The 18506-nt window shown below is 40.5% G+C and carries 17 protein-coding genes and 7 tRNA genes; 4 read left to right on the top strand and 20 right to left on the bottom strand.

Annotated features, from left to right (window positions below; all coding sequences use genetic code 11):
- A complete protein-coding gene (locus G610_RS0102440; RefSeq protein WP_026523510.1) occupies positions 1-1221 on the top strand; it encodes a helix-turn-helix domain-containing protein in 1221 nt (406 codons plus the stop codon).
- 70 nt (positions 1222-1291) lie between these two features.
- Here G610_RS0102440 and G610_RS0102435 read toward each other — a convergent pair whose 3' ends face one another.
- Complete coding sequence (locus tag G610_RS0102435) at positions 1292-1843, bottom strand: GNAT family N-acetyltransferase (protein ID WP_026523509.1); 552 nt, start codon at positions 1841-1843, stop codon at positions 1292-1294.
- A gap of 150 nt (positions 1844-1993) precedes the next feature.
- Between G610_RS0102435 and G610_RS0102430 the strand changes: the two genes are divergently transcribed.
- Positions 1994-3688, top strand: coding sequence for a M3 family oligoendopeptidase (locus G610_RS0102430; RefSeq protein WP_026523508.1), 1695 nt, complete (start codon positions 1994-1996; stop codon positions 3686-3688).
- 153 nt (positions 3689-3841) lie between these two features.
- Here the strand turns inward: G610_RS0102430 and G610_RS0102425 are convergent, their stop codons facing one another.
- From G610_RS0102425 to G610_RS0102370, 12 genes are all read right to left on the bottom strand, one after another.
- Positions 3842-4918, bottom strand: coding sequence for a PDDEXK nuclease domain-containing protein (locus G610_RS0102425; RefSeq protein WP_051197490.1), 1077 nt, complete (start codon positions 4916-4918; stop codon positions 3842-3844).
- A gap of 66 nt (positions 4919-4984) precedes the next feature.
- Entirely contained in the window at positions 4985-5245 is a 261-nt protein-coding gene (locus tag G610_RS0102420; RefSeq protein ID WP_026523506.1) for a nucleotidyltransferase domain-containing protein, read from the bottom strand.
- An 18-nt stretch (positions 5246-5263) separates the two neighbouring features.
- Positions 5264-5608 carry a hypothetical protein gene (locus tag G610_RS0102415; RefSeq protein ID WP_026523505.1) on the bottom strand — a complete coding sequence of 115 codons (345 nt, stop codon included), beginning with the start codon at positions 5606-5608 and terminating at the stop codon, positions 5264-5266.
- Positions 5609-5782: 174 nt separating this feature from the next.
- A complete protein-coding gene (locus G610_RS0102410; RefSeq protein ID WP_026523504.1) occupies positions 5783-6628 on the bottom strand; it encodes a hypothetical protein in 846 nt (281 codons plus the stop codon).
- A gap of 431 nt (positions 6629-7059) precedes the next feature.
- Positions 7060-7347, bottom strand: coding sequence for a hypothetical protein (locus tag G610_RS0102405; protein ID WP_026523503.1), 288 nt, complete (start codon positions 7345-7347; stop codon positions 7060-7062).
- Positions 7344-7961 carry a hypothetical protein gene (locus G610_RS19425; RefSeq protein WP_035796656.1) on the bottom strand — a complete coding sequence of 206 codons (618 nt, stop codon included), beginning with the start codon at positions 7959-7961 and terminating at the stop codon, positions 7344-7346. The genes G610_RS0102405 and G610_RS19425 overlap by 4 nt, the downstream gene beginning before the upstream one ends.
- A gap of 160 nt (positions 7962-8121) precedes the next feature.
- The gene (locus G610_RS0102395; RefSeq protein ID WP_026523502.1) at positions 8122-8664 is read right to left on the bottom strand and encodes a fibronectin type III domain-containing protein; all 543 of its coding nucleotides are present in this window, start codon (positions 8662-8664) and stop codon (positions 8122-8124) included.
- 440 nt (positions 8665-9104) lie between these two features.
- Positions 9105-9177, bottom strand: a tRNA-Lys gene (locus G610_RS0102390).
- Between the two features lie 36 nt (positions 9178-9213).
- Positions 9214-9285 (bottom strand) — tRNA-Gln (locus G610_RS0102385).
- Between the two features lie 83 nt (positions 9286-9368).
- Positions 9369-9442: transfer RNA gene (locus G610_RS0102380), tRNA-His, on the bottom strand.
- Between the two features lie 38 nt (positions 9443-9480).
- Positions 9481-9554, bottom strand: a tRNA-Arg gene (locus G610_RS0102375).
- 264 nt (positions 9555-9818) lie between these two features.
- Positions 9819-10007 (bottom strand): ribbon-helix-helix protein, CopG family, encoded by a 189-nt coding sequence (locus tag G610_RS0102370; protein ID WP_026523501.1) that lies wholly within the window; start codon positions 10005-10007, stop codon positions 9819-9821.
- 225 nt (positions 10008-10232) lie between these two features.
- Between G610_RS0102370 and G610_RS0102365 the strand changes: the two genes are divergently transcribed.
- On the top strand, positions 10233-11843 hold the full coding sequence (locus tag G610_RS0102365) for a leucine-rich repeat protein (protein WP_026523500.1): 1611 nt from the start codon (positions 10233-10235) through the stop codon (positions 11841-11843).
- Positions 11844-12423: 580 nt separating this feature from the next.
- Here G610_RS0102365 and G610_RS0102360 read toward each other — a convergent pair.
- The 6 genes from G610_RS0102360 to G610_RS0102335 form a co-directional block, all read right to left on the bottom strand.
- Positions 12424-12494, bottom strand: a tRNA-Gly gene (locus tag G610_RS0102360).
- A 25-nt stretch (positions 12495-12519) separates the two neighbouring features.
- Positions 12520-12593 (bottom strand) — tRNA-Pro (locus G610_RS0102355).
- Positions 12594-12759: 166 nt separating this feature from the next.
- Positions 12760-13251 carry a metallophosphoesterase gene (locus tag G610_RS0102350; protein WP_026523499.1) on the bottom strand — a complete coding sequence of 164 codons (492 nt, stop codon included), beginning with the start codon at positions 13249-13251 and terminating at the stop codon, positions 12760-12762.
- Entirely contained in the window at positions 13244-13843 is a 600-nt protein-coding gene (locus G610_RS0102345) for an XTP/dITP diphosphatase (protein WP_330367671.1), read from the bottom strand. The genes G610_RS0102350 and G610_RS0102345 overlap by 8 nt, the downstream gene beginning before the upstream one ends.
- Positions 13844-13869: 26 nt before the next feature.
- Positions 13870-14931, bottom strand: a complete 1062-nt coding sequence (locus G610_RS0102340; protein WP_026523497.1) for an N-acetylmuramoyl-L-alanine amidase — start codon at positions 14929-14931, stop codon at positions 13870-13872.
- On the bottom strand, positions 14915-16084 hold the full coding sequence (locus G610_RS0102335) for a THUMP domain-containing class I SAM-dependent RNA methyltransferase (RefSeq protein WP_026523496.1): 1170 nt from the start codon (positions 16082-16084) through the stop codon (positions 14915-14917). The genes G610_RS0102340 and G610_RS0102335 overlap by 17 nt, the downstream gene beginning before the upstream one ends.
- A gap of 326 nt (positions 16085-16410) precedes the next feature.
- Here G610_RS0102335 and G610_RS0102330 point away from each other — a divergent pair.
- Positions 16411-16484 (top strand) — tRNA-Arg (locus tag G610_RS0102330).
- A gap of 288 nt (positions 16485-16772) precedes the next feature.
- Here G610_RS0102330 and G610_RS19420 read toward each other — a convergent pair.
- A complete protein-coding gene (locus G610_RS19420) occupies positions 16773-18506 on the bottom strand; it encodes an ABC1 kinase family protein (RefSeq protein ID WP_242829600.1) in 1734 nt (577 codons plus the stop codon).

Genomic DNA, 18506 nt, shown 5'->3' with positions numbered 1-18506 from the left:
ATGGAAAACACATACCTTAATTTTCTTACCAGCTTCTTCTCAAAACTGAATGTGGGATATCATGTCACGGATATGAACTCGCCTCTGTCTTCTGATATTGACCTGGGTCTTAGAAGCGCAATTACATATGACGCTCCGGAGTGTCTTAATTCTTTTAATGAAATAGAGCATGATTTTGCGACATCACAGATTATCTACCTGACCTGTGACAGGTATGAGTGTCACTACATACTTATGCCAATGCTTGATGAAGCAGGCCACATAATGATTATTGGACCGTATCTAACTGAAAACTCAGGCATTAACAGGACAAATGATATCTGTAAAAGAAATGGCATTCCTGAAGGGTTGGCCTCTTTTTTGCACCAGTATTATGCAACTCTTCCATGCCTTTCGGATTCTTCTGTAGTAGAAAATCTGCTGCTTACGATTGGTGAAAACTATTTCGAAGGTGGTAACTTTAAAATTGAATATATTAAAGAGAGTTCCATTCCGGTGACCACCTATACCACATCGGCAGATTCTGGTACAGGTACCGATGATATAATGGCCCGTCTTGAATACAGATACAGCTTGGAAGAAAAAGTACTGGAGGCCATATCCCGAGGTGACTTTAGCTCAGCCATGCACTATAGCTCTGATCAGGCCCTTAGAAACATCGACAATCGATCCTCAAGCACTCTTCGCAGCAAGAAAAATAACCTTCTTGCCTTTAATACTGTATGCAGAAAAGGGGCTCAGAGGGGAAATGTCCATCCCATCCATCTTGATGAAATGTCCAGACGTATGGCTATAAAAATTGAAAATATGACTGCCCCGGATCAGGACAAGGAAATGCACAGAGAAATTCTAAAAAGATACTGCACAATGGTCCAGCAAAATTCCACAACCGGATACAGTCCCACCATGCAGCGAGTGATAAATCATATATATCAGCATCTTTTTGAGCAGGAGCTCACTCTCCAGAGTACAGCTCTTGGCCTTTCCCTCAATAAAAGCTACCTTGCTACCATATTCAAGAGAGAGACAGGTAAAACTTTCACGGCATATGTGAACTCCAAAAGGCTGGAGCACGCCATTTTCCTGCTTAACACCACAGACCTGCCAATCCAGGAAATCGCCGGTTCCTGCGGTATTCCTGATGTTACTTATTTCACCCGAATTTTCAAAGCAGACAAAGGCATGACCCCAAGCCAGTACAGAAATATGCTAAAAGGGTAAATATCGTTCAAAGTTTAAACCGTTCTGTCTTATAGACAAAACACCGTAACCAGTATGAGTAAATGAAATCTTATGTTCTGTCCGCACGTATCATTGAATGCCAGACTTCATCACATATACCGCAGTTGTTTTTTCCTGCAGCTCTAAGGATTCCCTCCTGCTTCATTCCTACCTTATCCATTACCCGGCCGGATTTCGGGTTATTAGCATCATGGCAGGCCGCAATTCGGTTAAGTCCTACCTCATCAAAAAGATAATCCATAACTGCCTTCAGTACTTCAGGCATGATCCCTTTTCCCCAAAAGGCTTTTCCCATACAGTAACCCATATCCGCAGCTTCTGTGTTTTCATTTAAGTGCACAACAGAGATATTTCCAATAACACTGCCTGTTTCCTTAAGTTCAATTGCCCAGTTAAAATAGCCACCATCCTCGTACTTTGATACCCAGTCGCTTACCAAGGCCTTTGTGGTTTCAACACTGGTATGAGTAGCCCATGTCAGATATTTTGTAACCTCAGGATCAAATGCCCAGTTGTCGAACATATCCTGCGCATCTTCTGCTTTAAATCTTCGAAGAATCACTCTCTGGGTCTCTATGGTCTTTGTCCCAATCTTATTCATACCTGCCTCCTCATCCGCTATATTAAGCGTCTTTTTAATAAAAGATATTAATATGAAAATTGAAAAACGTCCAGTACTCTGATAAATTAACTATAGCCTGCAACCAAGGCACTTTCAGCAGGTATAAATAATTAAAGGAGAATGTCTGAAATGGTTAAATTTAGTGAGATCGAATATCGACGCCCGGATATCGAGGCGCTTAAGAAAGCTGTGGAAGATGCTACCACAAAGATTCGCGAGGCCAAGAGTTATCAGGAAGTCAAAGATGCATATTATTCCCTGCAGGAGCGTGAGCAGTCGGATGAAACAATGTACACTCTTGCTTATGTGCGCAATACCATCAACATGAAGGATGAGTTTTACGAAGGAGAAGTCAGATGGCTTCAGGAAGCATTTGCCAATACCATTCCTCAATACAATGCTTTTCAGAAGGCTCTTACACAGTCAGAATTCAGACCTGAATTTGAAGCTGAATTTGGTGCCCAACTCCTTAGAAAACTTGATGCTTCTTTAATGACCAGTGACGAGAAGATCATTCCCGAAACAATACGCTGCGAACAGCTTGGCCAGGAATATAGTAAAACAACAGCTGAGGCAGTTACAGATTTCAGAGGAGAAGAATGTAATTTTTACGGACTTCTTAAGCACATGCAAAGCACAGACCGCACAGAGCGTAAGGAAGCCTTTGAAGCCTGGGCTGCACTTTATGAAAAAATCAGTCCCAAGCTCGAGGAACAATATGGAGAGATGGTTAAGCTCCGTAACGAAATGGCTCTTAAAATGGGATTTAAAAGCTTTACTGATATGGCATATATCAGCAGAAACCGTTTTGATTATAAACAGGAAGATGCAGCCAAATTCCGTGAGCAGGTAAGAGAGATAATCACCCCGGCTGTTGCAAAAATACGTAAAGCTCAGCAGGAGAAGCTTGGTGTAGATAAGCTTTACTATTATGACGAAGAGCTGAATTACCCTGACGGAAATGCAGCGCCTATAGGAACTGTCAAGGAGCTCGTAGACAAGGCACAAAAGATGTACCGTGAAATGAGCACTGAGACCGGCGAGTTCTTTGATTTTATGAAGGAATATGAACTCTTTGACCTAGAGACACGACCGGGAAAACGTATGGGCGGCTATATGACATCCATGCCTCTTTTCAAGGCTCCCTTCATATTCAGTAATTTCAATGGTACATCAGCAGATGTAGATGTCCTTACACACGAAGCAGGTCATGCATTCCAGGGCTTTCTTGCCATGAGATCAATTGATGTGGATGCTCTCCGCGGTTCTACAGCCGAGATCAACGAGATACATTCCATGTCCATGGAGCATTTTGCATATCCCTGGATGGAGCTGTTCTTTGGTGAAAATACAGAGAAATATATTACCTCTCATCTTATGGGAGCGCTCTGTACTATTCCTTACCTTGTAAGCGTTGATGAATTCCAGCATGAGGTTTATGCACATCCTGAATACACCGCTGCTGACTGGAAAAGAACATGGCATGAGATTGAACAGAAATACATGCCTTGGCGCGATTATGATGGAAATGAATTCTTGGAAGCCGGCGGTTTCTGGATGCAGAAGCAGCACATCTTCCTTTATCCTTTCTACTACATCGAGTATGCTATGTCACAGATCTGTGCTCTCCAGTATTATGGTCGCATGAAAGAGGACAGAAAGGCAGCCTGGGAGGATTACCTTAGCCTTTGCCGCGCAGGCGGAACCAAAGGATACCTTGAACTCCTGAAAATCGGAAACCTCCTTAGTCCTTTTGAAGATGGAACCGTTGAAAAAAGTACAACCCACGTAATCGAAGAACTAGAAAAACGTTACATGGAATAAAATCAGCAGACAAAAAGACCGTTCAGCCAATCGACTGAACGGTCTTTTCTAATGAGACACGTGGGAATCGAACCCACCTAATCTTTTTTAAGAAATCCAGTAAGGAAGGAGGTTCCCGCACATCGGTCGTGTCTTTGGTAATCAATTTGGTAATCAATCCATACTAAGTTTTTGCTCTATCTCTTCTGGTGAAGGAAGCAGATTTGACAACTCATATTCGGATATTCCTATTGGCTCATTTGAAGTACTTACAGAATATTTCGCAAGAATATTATTCTTACTCTTACATATAATTAATCCGATTGTCTTGTTATCTCCTTCTCTCCTTATTAAATCATCAGCTATTGCAACATAAGTTGCTGTTTGACCTATATCGCTGGCTTTAAATGCTTTTACCTTAACTTCAACGACAACATAACAGTGTAGCCATAAGTGGTAAAACAAAAGATCGATATATTCCTCCGTTCCATCTATTGGTAACGGATACTCCCTTCCCACGAAAGCAAACCCTTTACCCAATTCCAGAAGAAATTTAATAACATTTTCTACCAATGCATCTTTTAATTGCTTTTCATCATAATCTTCCTGGATTGCAAGAAAATCAAAATTATATGGATCTTTTGTCATTTCTTGAGCAAGATCACTCTGTGGTGCAGGTAAAGCATACTCAAAATTCGATATTGCTTTTCCCTGTCTTGCAAATAAATCAGTATCCAAAAAGTTTTCAAGAACTGCTCTGGACCAGTTGTTTTGGATTGTTTTTCTTACAAAGAAACTTGCTTTTTCGCTATCACCCTTGCATCGATCTATAATTACTCGATGATGCCCCCACGGAACGCCAAACAATTCATCCAAAGATAATTCTCCCACAAGTTGTGGGAAATTGTTGTCTTTCGCTTTTCCCACAACTTGTGGGAAATTTGTTGTTGAATATAAATTATAAAACTTAACCATATACCGAAGATTAGAACTCGCAAAGCCTTTAATTCCGGGAAGCTTTTTCTTTAAATCCTTACTTAAAGTCTCATAAAAACCACTTCCATATTTCTTTTCAGCTTCAAGGGAAACAATGTCCTTTCCGAGGCTCCAATAAAAAGCTATCAGTTCTTTATTTACCGAAACGGCAGCTTTAATCTGACTATTCTTATATCTTACGCTAATATTCTCAATCCATTTGTAATATTCATCATCTGCTACTATAGTATTTTTAATTGAATTATTATTTTTCATAATTTACTCACTCATCATAGGGCTCAACTAACTGTCATGCAGATATCCCACATCAACCATTTTCAGTTATTCGCCTTCCCTGACATAAAGGACCTCCCCATTATTGATATCATTTATAATAAGTCCTGAATATGTATTCCCTGTCTTGAAATACAACAAATCATAAGATTGGCTAAAATTATCAAAAGAATACAGATTCTCTGCAAATTGCCTATACTCTTTCGAATTCAGACATTTATACCTTGTCTGATTTCCAAAGATTGCAAGATCTATATCTGAATCTTCGGTACAACGATCATCTATACTTGATCCAAAAATCAGATACATTAAACCTCATTATATTCATTAAACCCATTTTGCATTTTTAATAGCTTTAATGATAGCTTTTGAAATCTGTTCTTTGCTAGCACCATCGCCCAACTGTTCAAGTACCTTTGTTAGCGTATCTATGAATCCCTTTGCAAGTTTTGTTATCCAATCAAGATCTTCTAGAGATTTCTTTCCTAAGTAGACCTGTTCAAACGCATATACTGAAACCTCACCTACAGCAGCTACTATTCCACCAGCGATAACTGCATTTAATATGCTAACGCCTATATTTAATCCCGGAATCGCCGTAATGATTGTCACTGATAATACTCTACTGCTTCTTTTTTTCGTTTTGTAAATGCCTTTTGTTGTTGAATTCATATTTCATTTCCCCCTCTAACAAAAACCTTATCATATTGCGTTCGTTAGTTTTCTAAAAAAAATACAAATTCTCATAGGAGGAAAAGCTTGAAGTGTCTTAAGGAAATAAGTATAAACAAAAGGCAGACATAGTCACATTCATATGTCTGCCTTTATTACGTTTTTGGTAGGAAGTTATTTTACTTTCATTTTCTTGATATTTGACCACTTAGAGTAATCCTTAATATCTTTACTTAACATTTTGTAGTAATTTGTCTCACGTCCTGTATAATGTTTACTGCTAAACCAGGAACTCTTGGGATGTCCATATATCTGACGTACTCTAAAATAATAAGTTTTTCCCTTCTTTGGTTTCTTTATCAAGACAGATACTTTTGATTTTTTATATCTAAATTTTTTATTATCTACGAATACAGTCTTCACATTCTTTGAGAATTGTTTATCAGTAGAATACTGCACTTGAAAATCATAATAGTTATTACCGGAACAGGTCATATCTAACTGGATTTTGTTATTCTTTATAGCTTTCACCTTTGTGACTTTCATTTTGGGCAGTTCATCTCTGTCAACCCTAAGAGTGTAAGTCAATTCATCACAAAGTGTTGTTAGCTCTATTTTATAGGTCCCTGCTTTGTAGAGCATACGCTCCATGCCTTCAAGACCATAACCTTCACCTATGTTTTTCCATGAATTATTTGGATAGAAAGCATCTATGTCTTCCTGATACTGAATAAAGAATCTGGCTGTTTTCCACCAGGTATCAAGCTTTAGGTCAATATGATAAAATCCATCTTCCGGGATTGTTAGCATAAGATGGTCAGTCCGTCCGCTTGCTCGCCAGTTCTTTCCCTCTATCTTTGGAAATGTGCGTGTTATCTTCTGCCCTACCTGAATTGTTGTGGTAGTGAACGGAATACCAGCTTCATCTGCAGCGCTCGCAAATATGTGTGTTGAATAAAACACTAATAACGCAACTGCTAAATAAAACAGATGTTGTGTAATTGATAAATATTTCCTCATATTTTCCCTCCAATTATCCTGTATTTATTTGATCTTGATTTTTAGACTCACTTCCTTTTCGGAACTATTGTGTTTTTACCGCTTTACTTCGAGTTGACACAAAAATCAATTTTGCATTACTTAACCCATTACAATTCCGATCATAAAGAATGTCCCCTACCATTTTATTACAAATATCCTTATTTCCAAAATGATCAAGCGCTAAATTTCATTATCAAGAATCCGAGAAAAAAATAAAACCTCAGATAAAATCTGAGGTTTCATGTATCTAATGAGACACGTGGGAATCGAACCCGCCTAGTCTTTTTTAAGAAATCCAGTAAGAAAGGAGCTTCCCAGCATCGGTTGTGTCTCATGGTAATCAAGTTGGTAATCAACCCAAACAAATAAAAAGCCCTCAATTAAGAGAGCTTTCCATGTGCTTTTCAGGGTTACCCCATTTTCAATATTTCTTTATCGTATTCCTCAATCTGCTTAATAAGTTCTTCAGGAACATCCTTATCCTGATTTATCATTACCATCGCCTTAATTCTATACGGATTCTCTGTTTCACCATCCTCATATTCCTCGCTTTTGACAACGGTATGATTTTCACCAATCTTTTCAAGTCTTTCAAATCTAACCTGACGCTTCTTGAGTTCTTCCTCTGTAAGCTTCTTTTCTGATCCAGGTGCGATAAAAGGTTGAGGCTTTGATATTTTATTCTGTTGCTTCTTCATATCTTTTTCCTACCTTTCTTGTACTTCATATTATACTTCTCGGCATTCTTTAAAATATACTTTACAGCCATTGTTGCATTATACTTCTTTCCCTGCGCCTTATACTGTTCTGCAAGTTTACCATATTCAATCAATACACCGCTGGGATCAAAGCCAACATCCTTGACCAATACATATACAGATCCATCATTCCCAACTACGGTCATAATATATAGTGAATCATTATTACAAAAAGTTCTTAAGTCCTTTGCTGAAAATGTACCAGTACTTGGATGATTATGCAACAAAATCAGTGAATTTTTCGTACTCGTATCAAGAATGGTTTTTGCTTCCGGATTATCCTTAATATCTACGATATTGTCCTTCTTTCCTTCAACAATCCAACTGTCCCATGTATGAGTATCCAGCAAAATGACAACTTCCATGCTTTTGCTATTATTCTCTTTACAAAGATCTTTAGCCTTCCTTAATACCTCCTTATGCATTTCCTGTATGAACATGTTCTGTTCATTTGAAAAGCCAAATATATGAGTCTGTGGTACCTTATTTATAGCTACATCTGTTATTGCTATAGGCCTGTTTCTTTTCTTCTGTGCAATAATACTTCTTTGCATTCAAAACTACATCCTTTAAAAAATATTACTACTTATATTATATCATGTTGTGCAAGAATCTAATTGTTTTTGTTAAAATCAAATGGCACTGATATATAATCAGTAATCACAGGGAGCACAAAAAATCATAAATGAATCCATCACATATGCTGTCTTATGATTACTTACTGATCTTTACTTTCTTAACCTTACTCCACTCGGAATAAACAGTCTTACCATCCTTCTTGTACTTGGTACGGATCCTCACATAATAGGTCTTACCGGCCTTCAGTTTCTTTATAGTCTTTGAAGTAGCCGACTTCTTAACGGAAGTCTTCTTGACGTTATCCTTAAAGTTCCTATCGGTACTGTACTGGATCTCGTAGCCCTTGGTATTCTTAGTCTGCTTCTTCCACTTGATCGTAGCTTTCTTTCCGTCTGCTTTTACGGATAGCTTCTTTGGTGTAGGGACACTACTGTCCACGTTAGCAGATTCATCAGATTCCTTTATGTCCTGGGCAGTAGAATTCTGGCTGCTTCCTGATGGCTGTGTGGAAGGCTGGCTGTTTCCATCTTCTGATGAAGAACTTCCCTGCGTACTTCCTGAGCTTTGTTCACCGTCAGCAAGGACGTGAAGGTCGAAGCAGTCATAATAAGGCCCGTAGGCATTGTTTCCATCGCCAGACCATGCTGTGACATATACTGATTCTGTTCCGGGAGCCATTGCTGTGACTGTATTTCCTGAAAGTCTGAGTACCGCAGACTGCTCATCCCCAAGACTATAATATATCGTTGCAAGATATGACTGATCTACGTTATTAGGGCTTACTGTATGTGCAAGAGTGAAAGTATCACCTACATGACACTCTATCGTCTGCCTGCTGTAATCTGATGTGTTGAAGTGCTTTGTAAGTGCCGGTGATGTGAAGGATACTCCGGTAGGAGCTACCTTGCCATTATCGGTATATCCAGGGCGAAGGTATGCATAGGTGTATGTCGTACCTGTTGCCGTGGGATATCTGGTACAGGAGATGCTGTAATAGCCGTCGAGATCATTATGGTTTCTTAAACGGTAATCATAACAATCGTTTGGTAATCAACTTTTTTGAAAAAGAAAAACTCTGAAACATAGATAAAATCTACATTTCAGAGCTTTAAACCTAATGAGACACGTGGGAATCGAACCCACGACAACTTGATTAAAAGTCAAGTGCTCTACCAACTGAGCTAGTATCTCATATATATGAACTGCCTTAGCAGTGATATATCAAAACTGGGCTAGCGGGATTCGAACCCACGAGTGCAGCAGTCAAAGTGCTGTGCCTTACCGCTTGGCGATAGCCCATCATACACAGCAGATGTGCTTACTTAATGATAACCCGAATTAAGTCATTTTTAAATATCGAATTACCGCCCTAAATAAAAAAGGGTGGATAGTGGGACTCGAACCCACGGTCTCCAGAACCACAATCTGGCGCGCTAACCAACTGCGCCATACCCACCATATATATAAGACTAAGATTGATCTCTTAGTCTTAAATGTGCCCGAAGGGATTCGAACCCCCGACCCACGGCTTAGAAGGCCGTTGCTCTATCCAGCTGAGCTACGGACACATATTCGCAACTCATAGCGACATCTACAGATTATATATTAGAGATTAAATACTGTCAATGAGTAATTTTAAATTTTTTAAAAAACTTTTATAAAGCTTTTAAAAAGGCACGTAATATGATGCCACGCGCCTTGCAATAATCAGGTCTCCCCCGCTTGTTTACTGGCTTCGCAAGATGGATTTTTTTGGTCAATGATTGGTCAACAAATAGAAATTTTGATAAAGCTTACTGATGATAATTAATCTGATTTATGGTGATATGCCATTACTTGATTTCGCAATGCTCAATGGCATAATCAAGCATGATGGAGATCAGCTCATTGCGACTTACGTTTGCTCTCTGGGAAATCTCATCTAATTTATTAACAATCTCATTAGGAACTCTGATACTGAAATTCTTGAAGCCTTCTTCTCCGGCTCTTTTTCTTATTACTAATTTTGATTCTGAATTCATGCGATTATACCTATTTTCAACACCTTTCAAATATATTTTATGACCACATTTGAATATGTTGTATGATAGAAATATGCCATAAATGCAACTACGATATTGCATAGCCAGAAACGATAATATATTAGAATTATATTGCATATATAGCATCAATATGTTATTGTGATTTTGGTTTGAAGAAAGAGTTGGTGTAACTATCACTATTTTCATATCATGAGGGAATATAAAATGAACAAGAACAGCAAAAACAACAGAATAAGGAACAGGCTTTTAGCCTTTAGCCTTGCCTTTGCACTTTGCATGGGAGCATTCGCAGGGTTTTCTATTACATCCCATGCATCGGCAGACGCCTATAACCAGCTTAAGGCTGGACTTGAAACTATAAAAAGAAAAGACAGCTATGATACTGAAGATGTACAGTATGTATGGTTTGACAGCTACCTTGTTAACCATCCGTATGAATTATATTGTCTCCTGGAACAGCTTACCGAGGATGAGTACAACCAGCTTGCTAAGGATATGGAGTATAATGCACTATTTCATTACTCCAATGACACTTACAAATGGTCAGACAAACCGGAAGATAAGAAGAGCAACCTATATGAGGAGTATGGAACATACAGTGAATGCATGAAGTATGTTGGCGAGCAAAAAAAGAAGCTCGAAGAAGAGGAAAAGGCACGTCAAGATGCTATATCTAAGGCTATAAGTCAAACAGATGAGGCAATTCCTGGCTATCAAAATAATTCTAACAATAATTCTAATGCAGCTAATAATCAGTCAACATCCAGTTATCGCGAAGGTTCACCAAAATCTATACTCGGAACACCAAACTGGGCAGATGCGGACAGCAAGGAAGCTATGTTTGGAATGATACGTGGCGAAAGCTGGGATTGGACTGCAAAAGAACTTGAAGAAGATGGATGGCTTGCACCTGTCGGAACACAGTTTTGGGAAAAAGGAGATATGATCCATTATCGCGTGACCAAAGCCGGAACAGGAAGCACCTTCGGTGAAGTGCAAATTATCGGATATGAATCATGGGACATACCCAGTGATCTAGAATGGGAAGACGCGAGTGCTTTTAATCTTTGGGCGTTTTCAGGGCCACAAAGAGGTATTGCGTCTAACTCAACAGCGTTCAGCGTTTATGCAATCTCAGATTATATCGATGACAGACGTATGGATAATAGTCGGGCGGGCGGCGGAATGGTCTGGCTGAACGATCCCAGTAACAGATATACGTCTCTTGAAAATAACAAACTTGCAGAGTTTGATTTCAGAATGTTCGCATACTGCCGTTACAACCATGAATGGTTTATTGTAACCAGTATCGCACCCGGAGCTTTCAAGAACAGAAGCGATATACATTATGCGTATATTCCCGATTCTGTAAAGGAAATTCCTACTGACTGTTTCAAAAACTGTAAGAATCTTAAAGTCGTTGCATGGGGATCCAATGCGCTCAAAGCTTATGAAAAAGATGATATCTTCAAAAGAAGCTGCCCCATCACCTCAAAGACCAAGAAACGCATAAGTAAAGGTGCCTTCTCCGGATGTACAAAACTGAAAGAGTTCCAGCTTTACGGAGCTTATGCTGAAATCAAAATCGACAAGAACGCTTTTAAGAAAGACAAAAAGCAGATTACAGTAAAGACTTACGAACAAGGATCTTATGCCAAGAAATTCATCAAGAATATTTCAGCTAAAGGCAAAGCTAAAAAGAAAGCTAAGACCAAATGGGGTGTTCCGATTAGTGAAGGTTGGGATACGGCTACACATGCGGACCCCCTCAAAGGGAAATCTGATAAATCTAAGAAGTCTTCAAAGAAAAAGTAATTCTTACAGAGACAAGGAAACGCTCACCGTTTCCTTGTCTTTTTCTTTACTGAACGACTATTTTTAAGTAAACATGTGAAGCTACAAAAACCTTGAGTGTACTATAAATATAGGCTTTTTCGACTTTAAGTGTGATATAAGTACCCCCGGAGAGTATCACATGATTCGGAGTATTATATAATGATTATCTAAAGAAGGGCAGATAGTAGCTGATGCACCAGTTTCTATCTGCTTTTCTCTTTGAAGGTATCTGATATTAGAATGTAAGGGGAAACAGTATTTTCTTGATGTTTTATATTTTGCAATATTGAGTGTGATCAATTGATGTGAGACTTAATAACTACGATAATGGGAGACTAAAAGCAGGGTTCAGCCACCATTCACATTGGTCAACGCATAAAAAATGCCCTCAAATCCGCATGGATTCTGGGCAAACAAAAAGCGGGTGATGGGGCGCTAGAGGTCCGGGGGACCTCTGTTCAGCGCCGACCGGAGCGAAGCGGAGACTCGAACCTTGGGTTCGAGGTCTCCCCCGCTTACAAAAATACTCCTCAGGATAAATCCTGAGGAGTATTTTGTAAGCGGGTGATGGGAATCGAACCCACGTATCCAGCTTGGAAGGCTGGTGTTCTACCATTGAACTACACCCGCATGTATTTAATTCTGCGTTACTCAATCGGGGTGACAGGATTCGAACCTGCGACCTCCTGGTCCCAAACCAGGCGCTCTACCAAGCTAAGCCACACCCCGTCTTGGAAGCGTTCTGTTTACTACCGGACCCGCAACGCAAGAAGAATTATATAATGGATTTCCATACATTGTCAACACTATTTCCAAAAAAAATTTACATTTTTTTCAAATACTTCGAACATCCAGTAACCATGCGGCTTTCCGACTATGAAATCCTGTTGATTTTTCAGAACAGCTCCAAATATTTTATCTCGTAGGTAAGCTCTCCCTCATCATCAATAGTAAGAATCAGATAGGATGGCTTCCTGCCCTCCTGCCTGGGATAAGAAAGGCTTCCGGGATTAAATACATAGATTCCGTCAACCTCAGCCGCTACTGGCTTGTGCGTATGCCCGTAGATCACCACATCAGCGCCGCGGACCAAGGCCTCGCGTCTGATATCTGTACTGCCCATATTCACAAGATATCTGTGCCCATGGGTTACAAAAAATCTATGGGGCCATACTTCAAACTCCTGCTCATCGGGAAGGTTGCTGAAAAAGTCATTATTCCCTTTTACTATCCTCATAGGAGCCGTGCTTAGCTGCTGCATCTGGGTCTCAGAGCCTTCTGTATCGCCGCAGTGAATTATCAGATTAACATCTTTTTCTATATCTATTACTCTGTAAAAATTCTCGTCCTTGCGATGTGTATCGCTTACTACCAATATCTTATGCATTAAAAGTTTCCTTCAGCTTTTCTTCCATCATTCTAAGAGCCTTGCCTCTGTGGCTAACCGCATTTTTCTCCTCAGGAAGGAGCTGAGCAGATGTTTTGCCATATTCAGGCAGGAAAAAGATAGGATCATATCCAAATCCGTTCTCTCCAGCTATCTCATAACCGATTCTGCCCTCCATGGTACCTCTTACGATAATCTCCTTACCACCGGGAAGGCATGCAGCTATAGCGCACACGAATCTTGCTGAGCGCTTTTCATCGGGAACATCCTTAAGCTTTTCCAAAATGATGCCATTTTTCTCAGGATAAGGTGTCTCTCTTCCAAGATAGCGGGCAGAATAGATTCCCGGCTCTTTGTTAAGAAAATCAATCTCTAAGCCTGAATCATCGGCAAGAACAATTGCATCCTCACAATACTCATGCACAGCCCTTGCTTTTATCATGGCATTTTCTTCAAATGTGGTGCCATCCTCGACGATATCAATATCGATCCCCGCATCCTTCATGGATACGATATCCTCAGTGAATCCGCCAAGGATCTGGCGAATCTCACGCATTTTATCATTATTACCTGTAGCAAATACTATTCTCATAATCTCCTCCATACAAAGCCAGCGGCTTAATTACCGTTAATAATCCCCTGCAAAGCATCTGTAGACTCTTCTTCAGCCACGGGATTGATTATCTGGAAAGATGCTTTTATGCCGTTTACAATTCCGGCAGCACAATTCTCTATATAAAAATCCTGTCCAAATCTCTTGCTGTCTCCGGGGCTGTTAATATTGCCTATAGACACAAATGCCGATGGGATAACAGAATTCATGATTACCTCATTGTCACGGGACACTTCTTCAAGACCAAGAGCATTGGTTGAAGCAGCTTCCGCCGTACACCTCTCAAGCATGTCTGAGAACTTGATATTTCCAAACTCTCTTATAAAAAATACGCCGTTATAAAATGTACGAATACCCTCATCAGCTGCATCTGTATCCTGTGTACCTATCTGAACATACAGATCTGCCTCTGAATCTGCTATAAGAGCCTCCACTTTTTCAGTAGATGTCTCCTCTTTTGACTGCCTTGTGTAGAAAACCTTGATAGTATCATCATTGTCCATAATCTTCTTAATATATGGCACAAGCTTTAGTCCGATATCATCCACAGGATCGATTACTACAACATTCTCATATAATCCCTCTGGCACATTAAAAGAAACTGTTATCTCAGAATCACCAAGCTCTGTTTCGTTTTCATAAAGTCCGTCAAGACTGAACTCCAGGCAAACATTACCCTTGTCATTTAATGGTTTGCATGTAGCACCCGTTATCATTGCAAGATCAGAGAAAACCTTGTTCTGATGATAAAAATCAGGATTCCTTCCGTTTATAAAAAGAAGGAACTTATGCTCTGAATGCTTTTCTTCAAATGTTATAAGATCTGAGCTGACGCCTGCTTCAAGAGGAATAACAAGTGTTCCCTCTCCTTTTCCGCCCACAGGAGCACTGATATCCAAGTCGAAGGATTCAGTACTTACCGCTGACTGCGCCTGTTCCTGAGTGGCTTCAGCAATAAGAATGCTCTTGGTGGCCGCTCTGTAAAACATGATTCCAAATGATATGACTGCAAAAATAGCCGTATAAATAGCAGTCTTTTTTAATCTGTTCTCAATCAATTCTGTCACCCTTATTCTCGTTTCTTCTGGGAGGCTTAGGTCCCATGTATTGATAAAAATATGTCTTGATCATACCGTTATATATCTTACGGTTTTTATCTGCTTTTCTTCCGATATCGCGCTCTGCCTTCTCATAGGCTGTAATAAGATACATAGACCATGAATCCAAGGCCTTATAGCGCTCTCCAAGGGTCTTATAAAGCGCAGGAAGTTCAGCCTCCTCACCGATTCTCTCACCATAGGGCGGATTGGTAATGATGAAGCCGTACTTTTTCCTATGGCTAAGATCTGCAACATCCCTTGCCTGGAAATGGATAAGCTTGTCAACGCCTGCCTTTTGGGCATTTATCCTGGCTATTTCAATAACATCCGGATCTATATCGTAGCCCTGAATATCGGTCTCAATATCCATATTGATTTCTTCAGCGCACTCCTCGCGGACATCGCGCCAGTTATCAGGTGTTATTATATGTGTCCAATTTTCAGCTGTGAAATGTCTGTGCATACCGGGTGCTATTCCTGCAGCAATCATAGCAGCCTCTATAGGAAATGTTCCGCTTCCGCAAAAAGGATCAATCAGAATCCTGTCTGCTCTCCAGGGAGTCAGCATTAAAAGCGCCGCAGCAAGGTTCTCAGCAATAGGCGCCTTGGCTTCCAGCTTACGGTATCCTCTCTTATGAAGAGAATCGCCTGTGGTATCAAGTGCTACCGTAACCTCATCCTTAAGCAAAAACACTCTTACAGGAAAGCTTTCACCGCTTTCTTCAAAACGCCTGATATGATAAATGTCTGAAAGTCTGTCAACCATGGCTTTTTTCATAATTGACTGAATGTCGGAAGGGCTAAAAAGCTTACTCTTTACGCTGCTGGCTTTCTTTACCCAGAATTTTCCATCCTTTGGAATAAACTCTTCCCAGGGAAGTGCCTTGGTCCCCTGAAAAAGCTCTTCAAAAGTAGTAGCACGGAAAGAACCCACTTTAATAAGAACTCTCTCTGCGGTTCTAAGTCCGATGTTGGCTCTGACAACAGCATCGGGATCACCTGCGAAGGTTACTCTTCCGTCTGAAACCTCTACTATTTCATAACCAAGGTTTATAATTTCTTTTTTTAAGACTGCCTCCAAACCAAAATGGCATGGCGCAATAAGGTCAAATCTCTGCATTATTAATCTCTTTCATAAAAAACACATGGAAATATATACAATCCGTAATATGATACAATAAAAATCCTTTGCTTGTCCAATTTGAAAAAAAATTAAAATCTTGAAAATCTGCTCTAAAGTTTTTCAGGGTGCTGACGATATAAATAATGTAAAAAAGAAGGACAATCTCCTTTTCTTAATGACCGGTATGGCGTCCCCACCCATGCCGGTCTCCTCCCATTAATAGGGGATTTTTTATTAATTTTTGTGATATAATAATTTAGTGTTGACAATTCTTATTTTGATGTTATAATTATTTTCGTTGCACAGCTAATAAGTGCATATATGTGTGTGTAGCTCAGCTGGATAGAGCGTCTGGCTACGGACCAGAAGGTCGAGGGTTCGAATCCTTTCACACACGCTAATAAAAAAGCAGCTATGGCAAATGCCATGGCTGCTTTTTTGTTCGAGTCTATCGGACTCGAACGGGTTCGATCTCCACTTCGTTTCGGTCAGCGCAAAGCCGAGGTCCCCCGGACCTCGTGCGCCCTTTCACACACGTCGATTGGGGTTCGATCTCCGCTTCGCTACGGTCGTTGCTAAGCGTTCGTCCACTGGACGAACAGCAACCTTTCACACACGCTGTAAGGATGGCTGCTTTTTTGTTTGCGTGTGTGAAAGAAAACTTGATGATCTCCGCTTCGCGTTTTTATTTTCTCTTATGTCTGTGGCGACGTCTTGCCGCTATTTTCAAGGCTATATTCCTTATTACCAGGAAGCTGCTGACAGCCATGGCAAAGGAGAAGCCAAGGGCTCCAAGGAGAGGAATTCCGAATATCTGGGGCTTCATCTGCGTCAGGCACATTATGCTTGAGGAAATCAAAAGTGCCGCTACTCCAAGGCCTATTACCACGTTTCTAATGGATGAATATATGAGCTCGTCCAGTTCCCTGGAGGAATTCAGAGTGAGATTCACCTTACTTTGACCCGCCAGATATTCCTTCATGGCCTGGGCTGTGAGAGATGGAAGCTCGATGCTCTTATCGGCGGCGCGATATAACGCTCTGCCATACTTCATCAGTTCTTCCCTAAGATCCATATTCTCTATGAATTCATCTGTTATACGGGATGTGGCTATCTGCATCATATTTATGTCGGGGCTGATTGTAGCCAGAACGCCTTGCACATGAGCCAGTCCTCTGCACAGCATCGTCATTCCGTGAGGAAGTGATATGCCGTTTTCCTTCATTATATCCATCAGGCACTGAAGTGCTGCTGCCAAATCGAGACTTCCAAAGGATACTGAACCATACTGATCTATGAAAGCTTTTAAATCCTCATACAGCTTAGCTCTGTCAGGTGTCCCGCTTACTGCACCCAGATCCAGAACCGCATTTTCTACAGCCTGAATATCATGAAGAGCAATTCCTCTGACACCTCGTACCATAAGGCGTCTGTCCTTTTCAGATAGTCTGCCCATCATTCCCATATCAATCCAGATGATCTTTCCATCACGGATCTTGACATTTCCCGGATGTGGATCAGCATGGAAAAAGCCGTCATTCATGACCTGTTTTATAAAGTTATTAACAAACTTTTCACCTATCTCATTAAGGTCATAACCATGTGCCGTAAGGTATTCCACATCATCAATTGAGCATCCATGAACATATTCCATAACAAGGACTTTATCGGTGGAGTACTCGGGAAACATCTTAGGACATCCCACATAACGGATATCCTTGTTGTTACGGGCAAATTCTGCCATATTGCAGGCTTCACGGAAGAAATCCATCTCCTCTCTTGCAACTGCCCACATCTCATCAAGTACCATATCCAGGTCCACAATATTTTTCAGATCACCCACAGGCGGCATAAGCTTTACAAGACGATGAAGAAGACTGATGTCTCTTGACATTATTTCGTAGACACCTCGCCTTTGAACTTTGATTATTACATCATCTATGCCTTCTTTTTCGTCGCTGTTTCTTAGCTTTGCCCTGTGAACCTGAGCAATAGAAGCTGATCCAAGAGTTTCCTCTTCAATCCACTCATAGATGTCCGTATAAGGGCATCCGTAGGACTCCTCGATAACTTCGATCACTTCACTAAATGGCATTGGCTGAACATCAAAATTCAGCTTTGCCAGCTCATCACAATAGCGCTTCGGCAAAATGTCCGAATGCATCGACATTATCTGCCCAAGCTTAATATAAGTCGGCCCCAGCTCCTCAAGGATTATCCTTAATTTTTCCGGAGATATGCCCCTTGTTATTTTATTCCTTGCAAGAACAGCGCGGATTTCTTTGAACCTCGCGCTGTCTTCTGCATTTTTCTCTTTACTATTTTCTTCGGAATCTGCGTGTTTTAATGCCTCTGCTTTATCTGCCTGTGCATCGGCAATCTGTCGCATTTTTCCTACCAGATCCGTTAAGTCTGCCAT

Origin of the sequence: Butyrivibrio sp. MB2005 (assembly GCF_000424285.1) — a bacterium.
Classification (GTDB): Bacteria; Bacillota; Clostridia; order Lachnospirales; family Lachnospiraceae; genus Butyrivibrio.
The sequence above is the reverse complement of the archived record's forward strand: the minus strand, read 5'-3'. Positions and strand labels throughout refer to the sequence as shown.

What these genes read in the sequence shown, in the direction of transcription:
- G610_RS0102440 (WP_026523510.1), top strand. Translation starts at nt 1, where the DNA reads ATGGAAAACACATACCTTAATTTTCTTACCAGCTTCTTCTCAAAACTG.
- G610_RS0102435 (WP_026523509.1), bottom strand. Translation starts at nt 1,843, where the DNA reads ATGAATAAGATTGGGACAAAGACCATAGAGACCCAGAGAGTGATTCTT.
- G610_RS0102430 (WP_026523508.1), top strand. Translation starts at nt 1,994, where the DNA reads ATGGTTAAATTTAGTGAGATCGAATATCGACGCCCGGATATCGAGGCG.
- G610_RS0102425 (WP_051197490.1), bottom strand. Translation starts at nt 4,918, where the DNA reads ATGAAAAATAATAATTCAATTAAAAATACTATAGTAGCAGATGATGAA.
- G610_RS0102420 (WP_026523506.1), bottom strand. Translation starts at nt 5,245, where the DNA reads ATGTATCTGATTTTTGGATCAAGTATAGATGATCGTTGTACCGAAGAT.
- G610_RS0102415 (WP_026523505.1), bottom strand. Translation starts at nt 5,608, where the DNA reads ATGAATTCAACAACAAAAGGCATTTACAAAACGAAAAAAAGAAGCAGT.
- G610_RS0102410 (WP_026523504.1), bottom strand. Translation starts at nt 6,628, where the DNA reads ATGAGGAAATATTTATCAATTACACAACATCTGTTTTATTTAGCAGTT.
- G610_RS0102405 (WP_026523503.1), bottom strand. Translation starts at nt 7,347, where the DNA reads ATGAAGAAGCAACAGAATAAAATATCAAAGCCTCAACCTTTTATCGCA.
- G610_RS19425 (WP_035796656.1), bottom strand. Translation starts at nt 7,961, where the DNA reads ATGCAAAGAAGTATTATTGCACAGAAGAAAAGAAACAGGCCTATAGCA.
- G610_RS0102395 (WP_026523502.1), bottom strand. Translation starts at nt 8,664, where the DNA reads ATGGCTCCCGGAACAGAATCAGTATATGTCACAGCATGGTCTGGCGAT.
- G610_RS0102370 (WP_026523501.1), bottom strand. Translation starts at nt 10,007, where the DNA reads ATGAATTCAGAATCAAAATTAGTAATAAGAAAAAGAGCCGGAGAAGAA.
- G610_RS0102365 (WP_026523500.1), top strand. Translation starts at nt 10,233, where the DNA reads ATGAACAAGAACAGCAAAAACAACAGAATAAGGAACAGGCTTTTAGCC.
- G610_RS0102350 (WP_026523499.1), bottom strand. Translation starts at nt 13,251, where the DNA reads ATGCATAAGATATTGGTAGTAAGCGATACACATCGCAAGGACGAGAAT.
- G610_RS0102345 (WP_330367671.1), bottom strand. Translation starts at nt 13,843, where the DNA reads ATGAGAATAGTATTTGCTACAGGTAATAATGATAAAATGCGTGAGATT.
- G610_RS0102335 (WP_026523496.1), bottom strand. Translation starts at nt 16,084, where the DNA reads ATGCAGAGATTTGACCTTATTGCGCCATGCCATTTTGGTTTGGAGGCA.
- G610_RS19420 (WP_242829600.1), bottom strand. Translation starts at nt 18,506, where the DNA reads ATGGCAGACTTAACGGATCTGGTAGGAAAAATGCGACAGATTGCCGAT.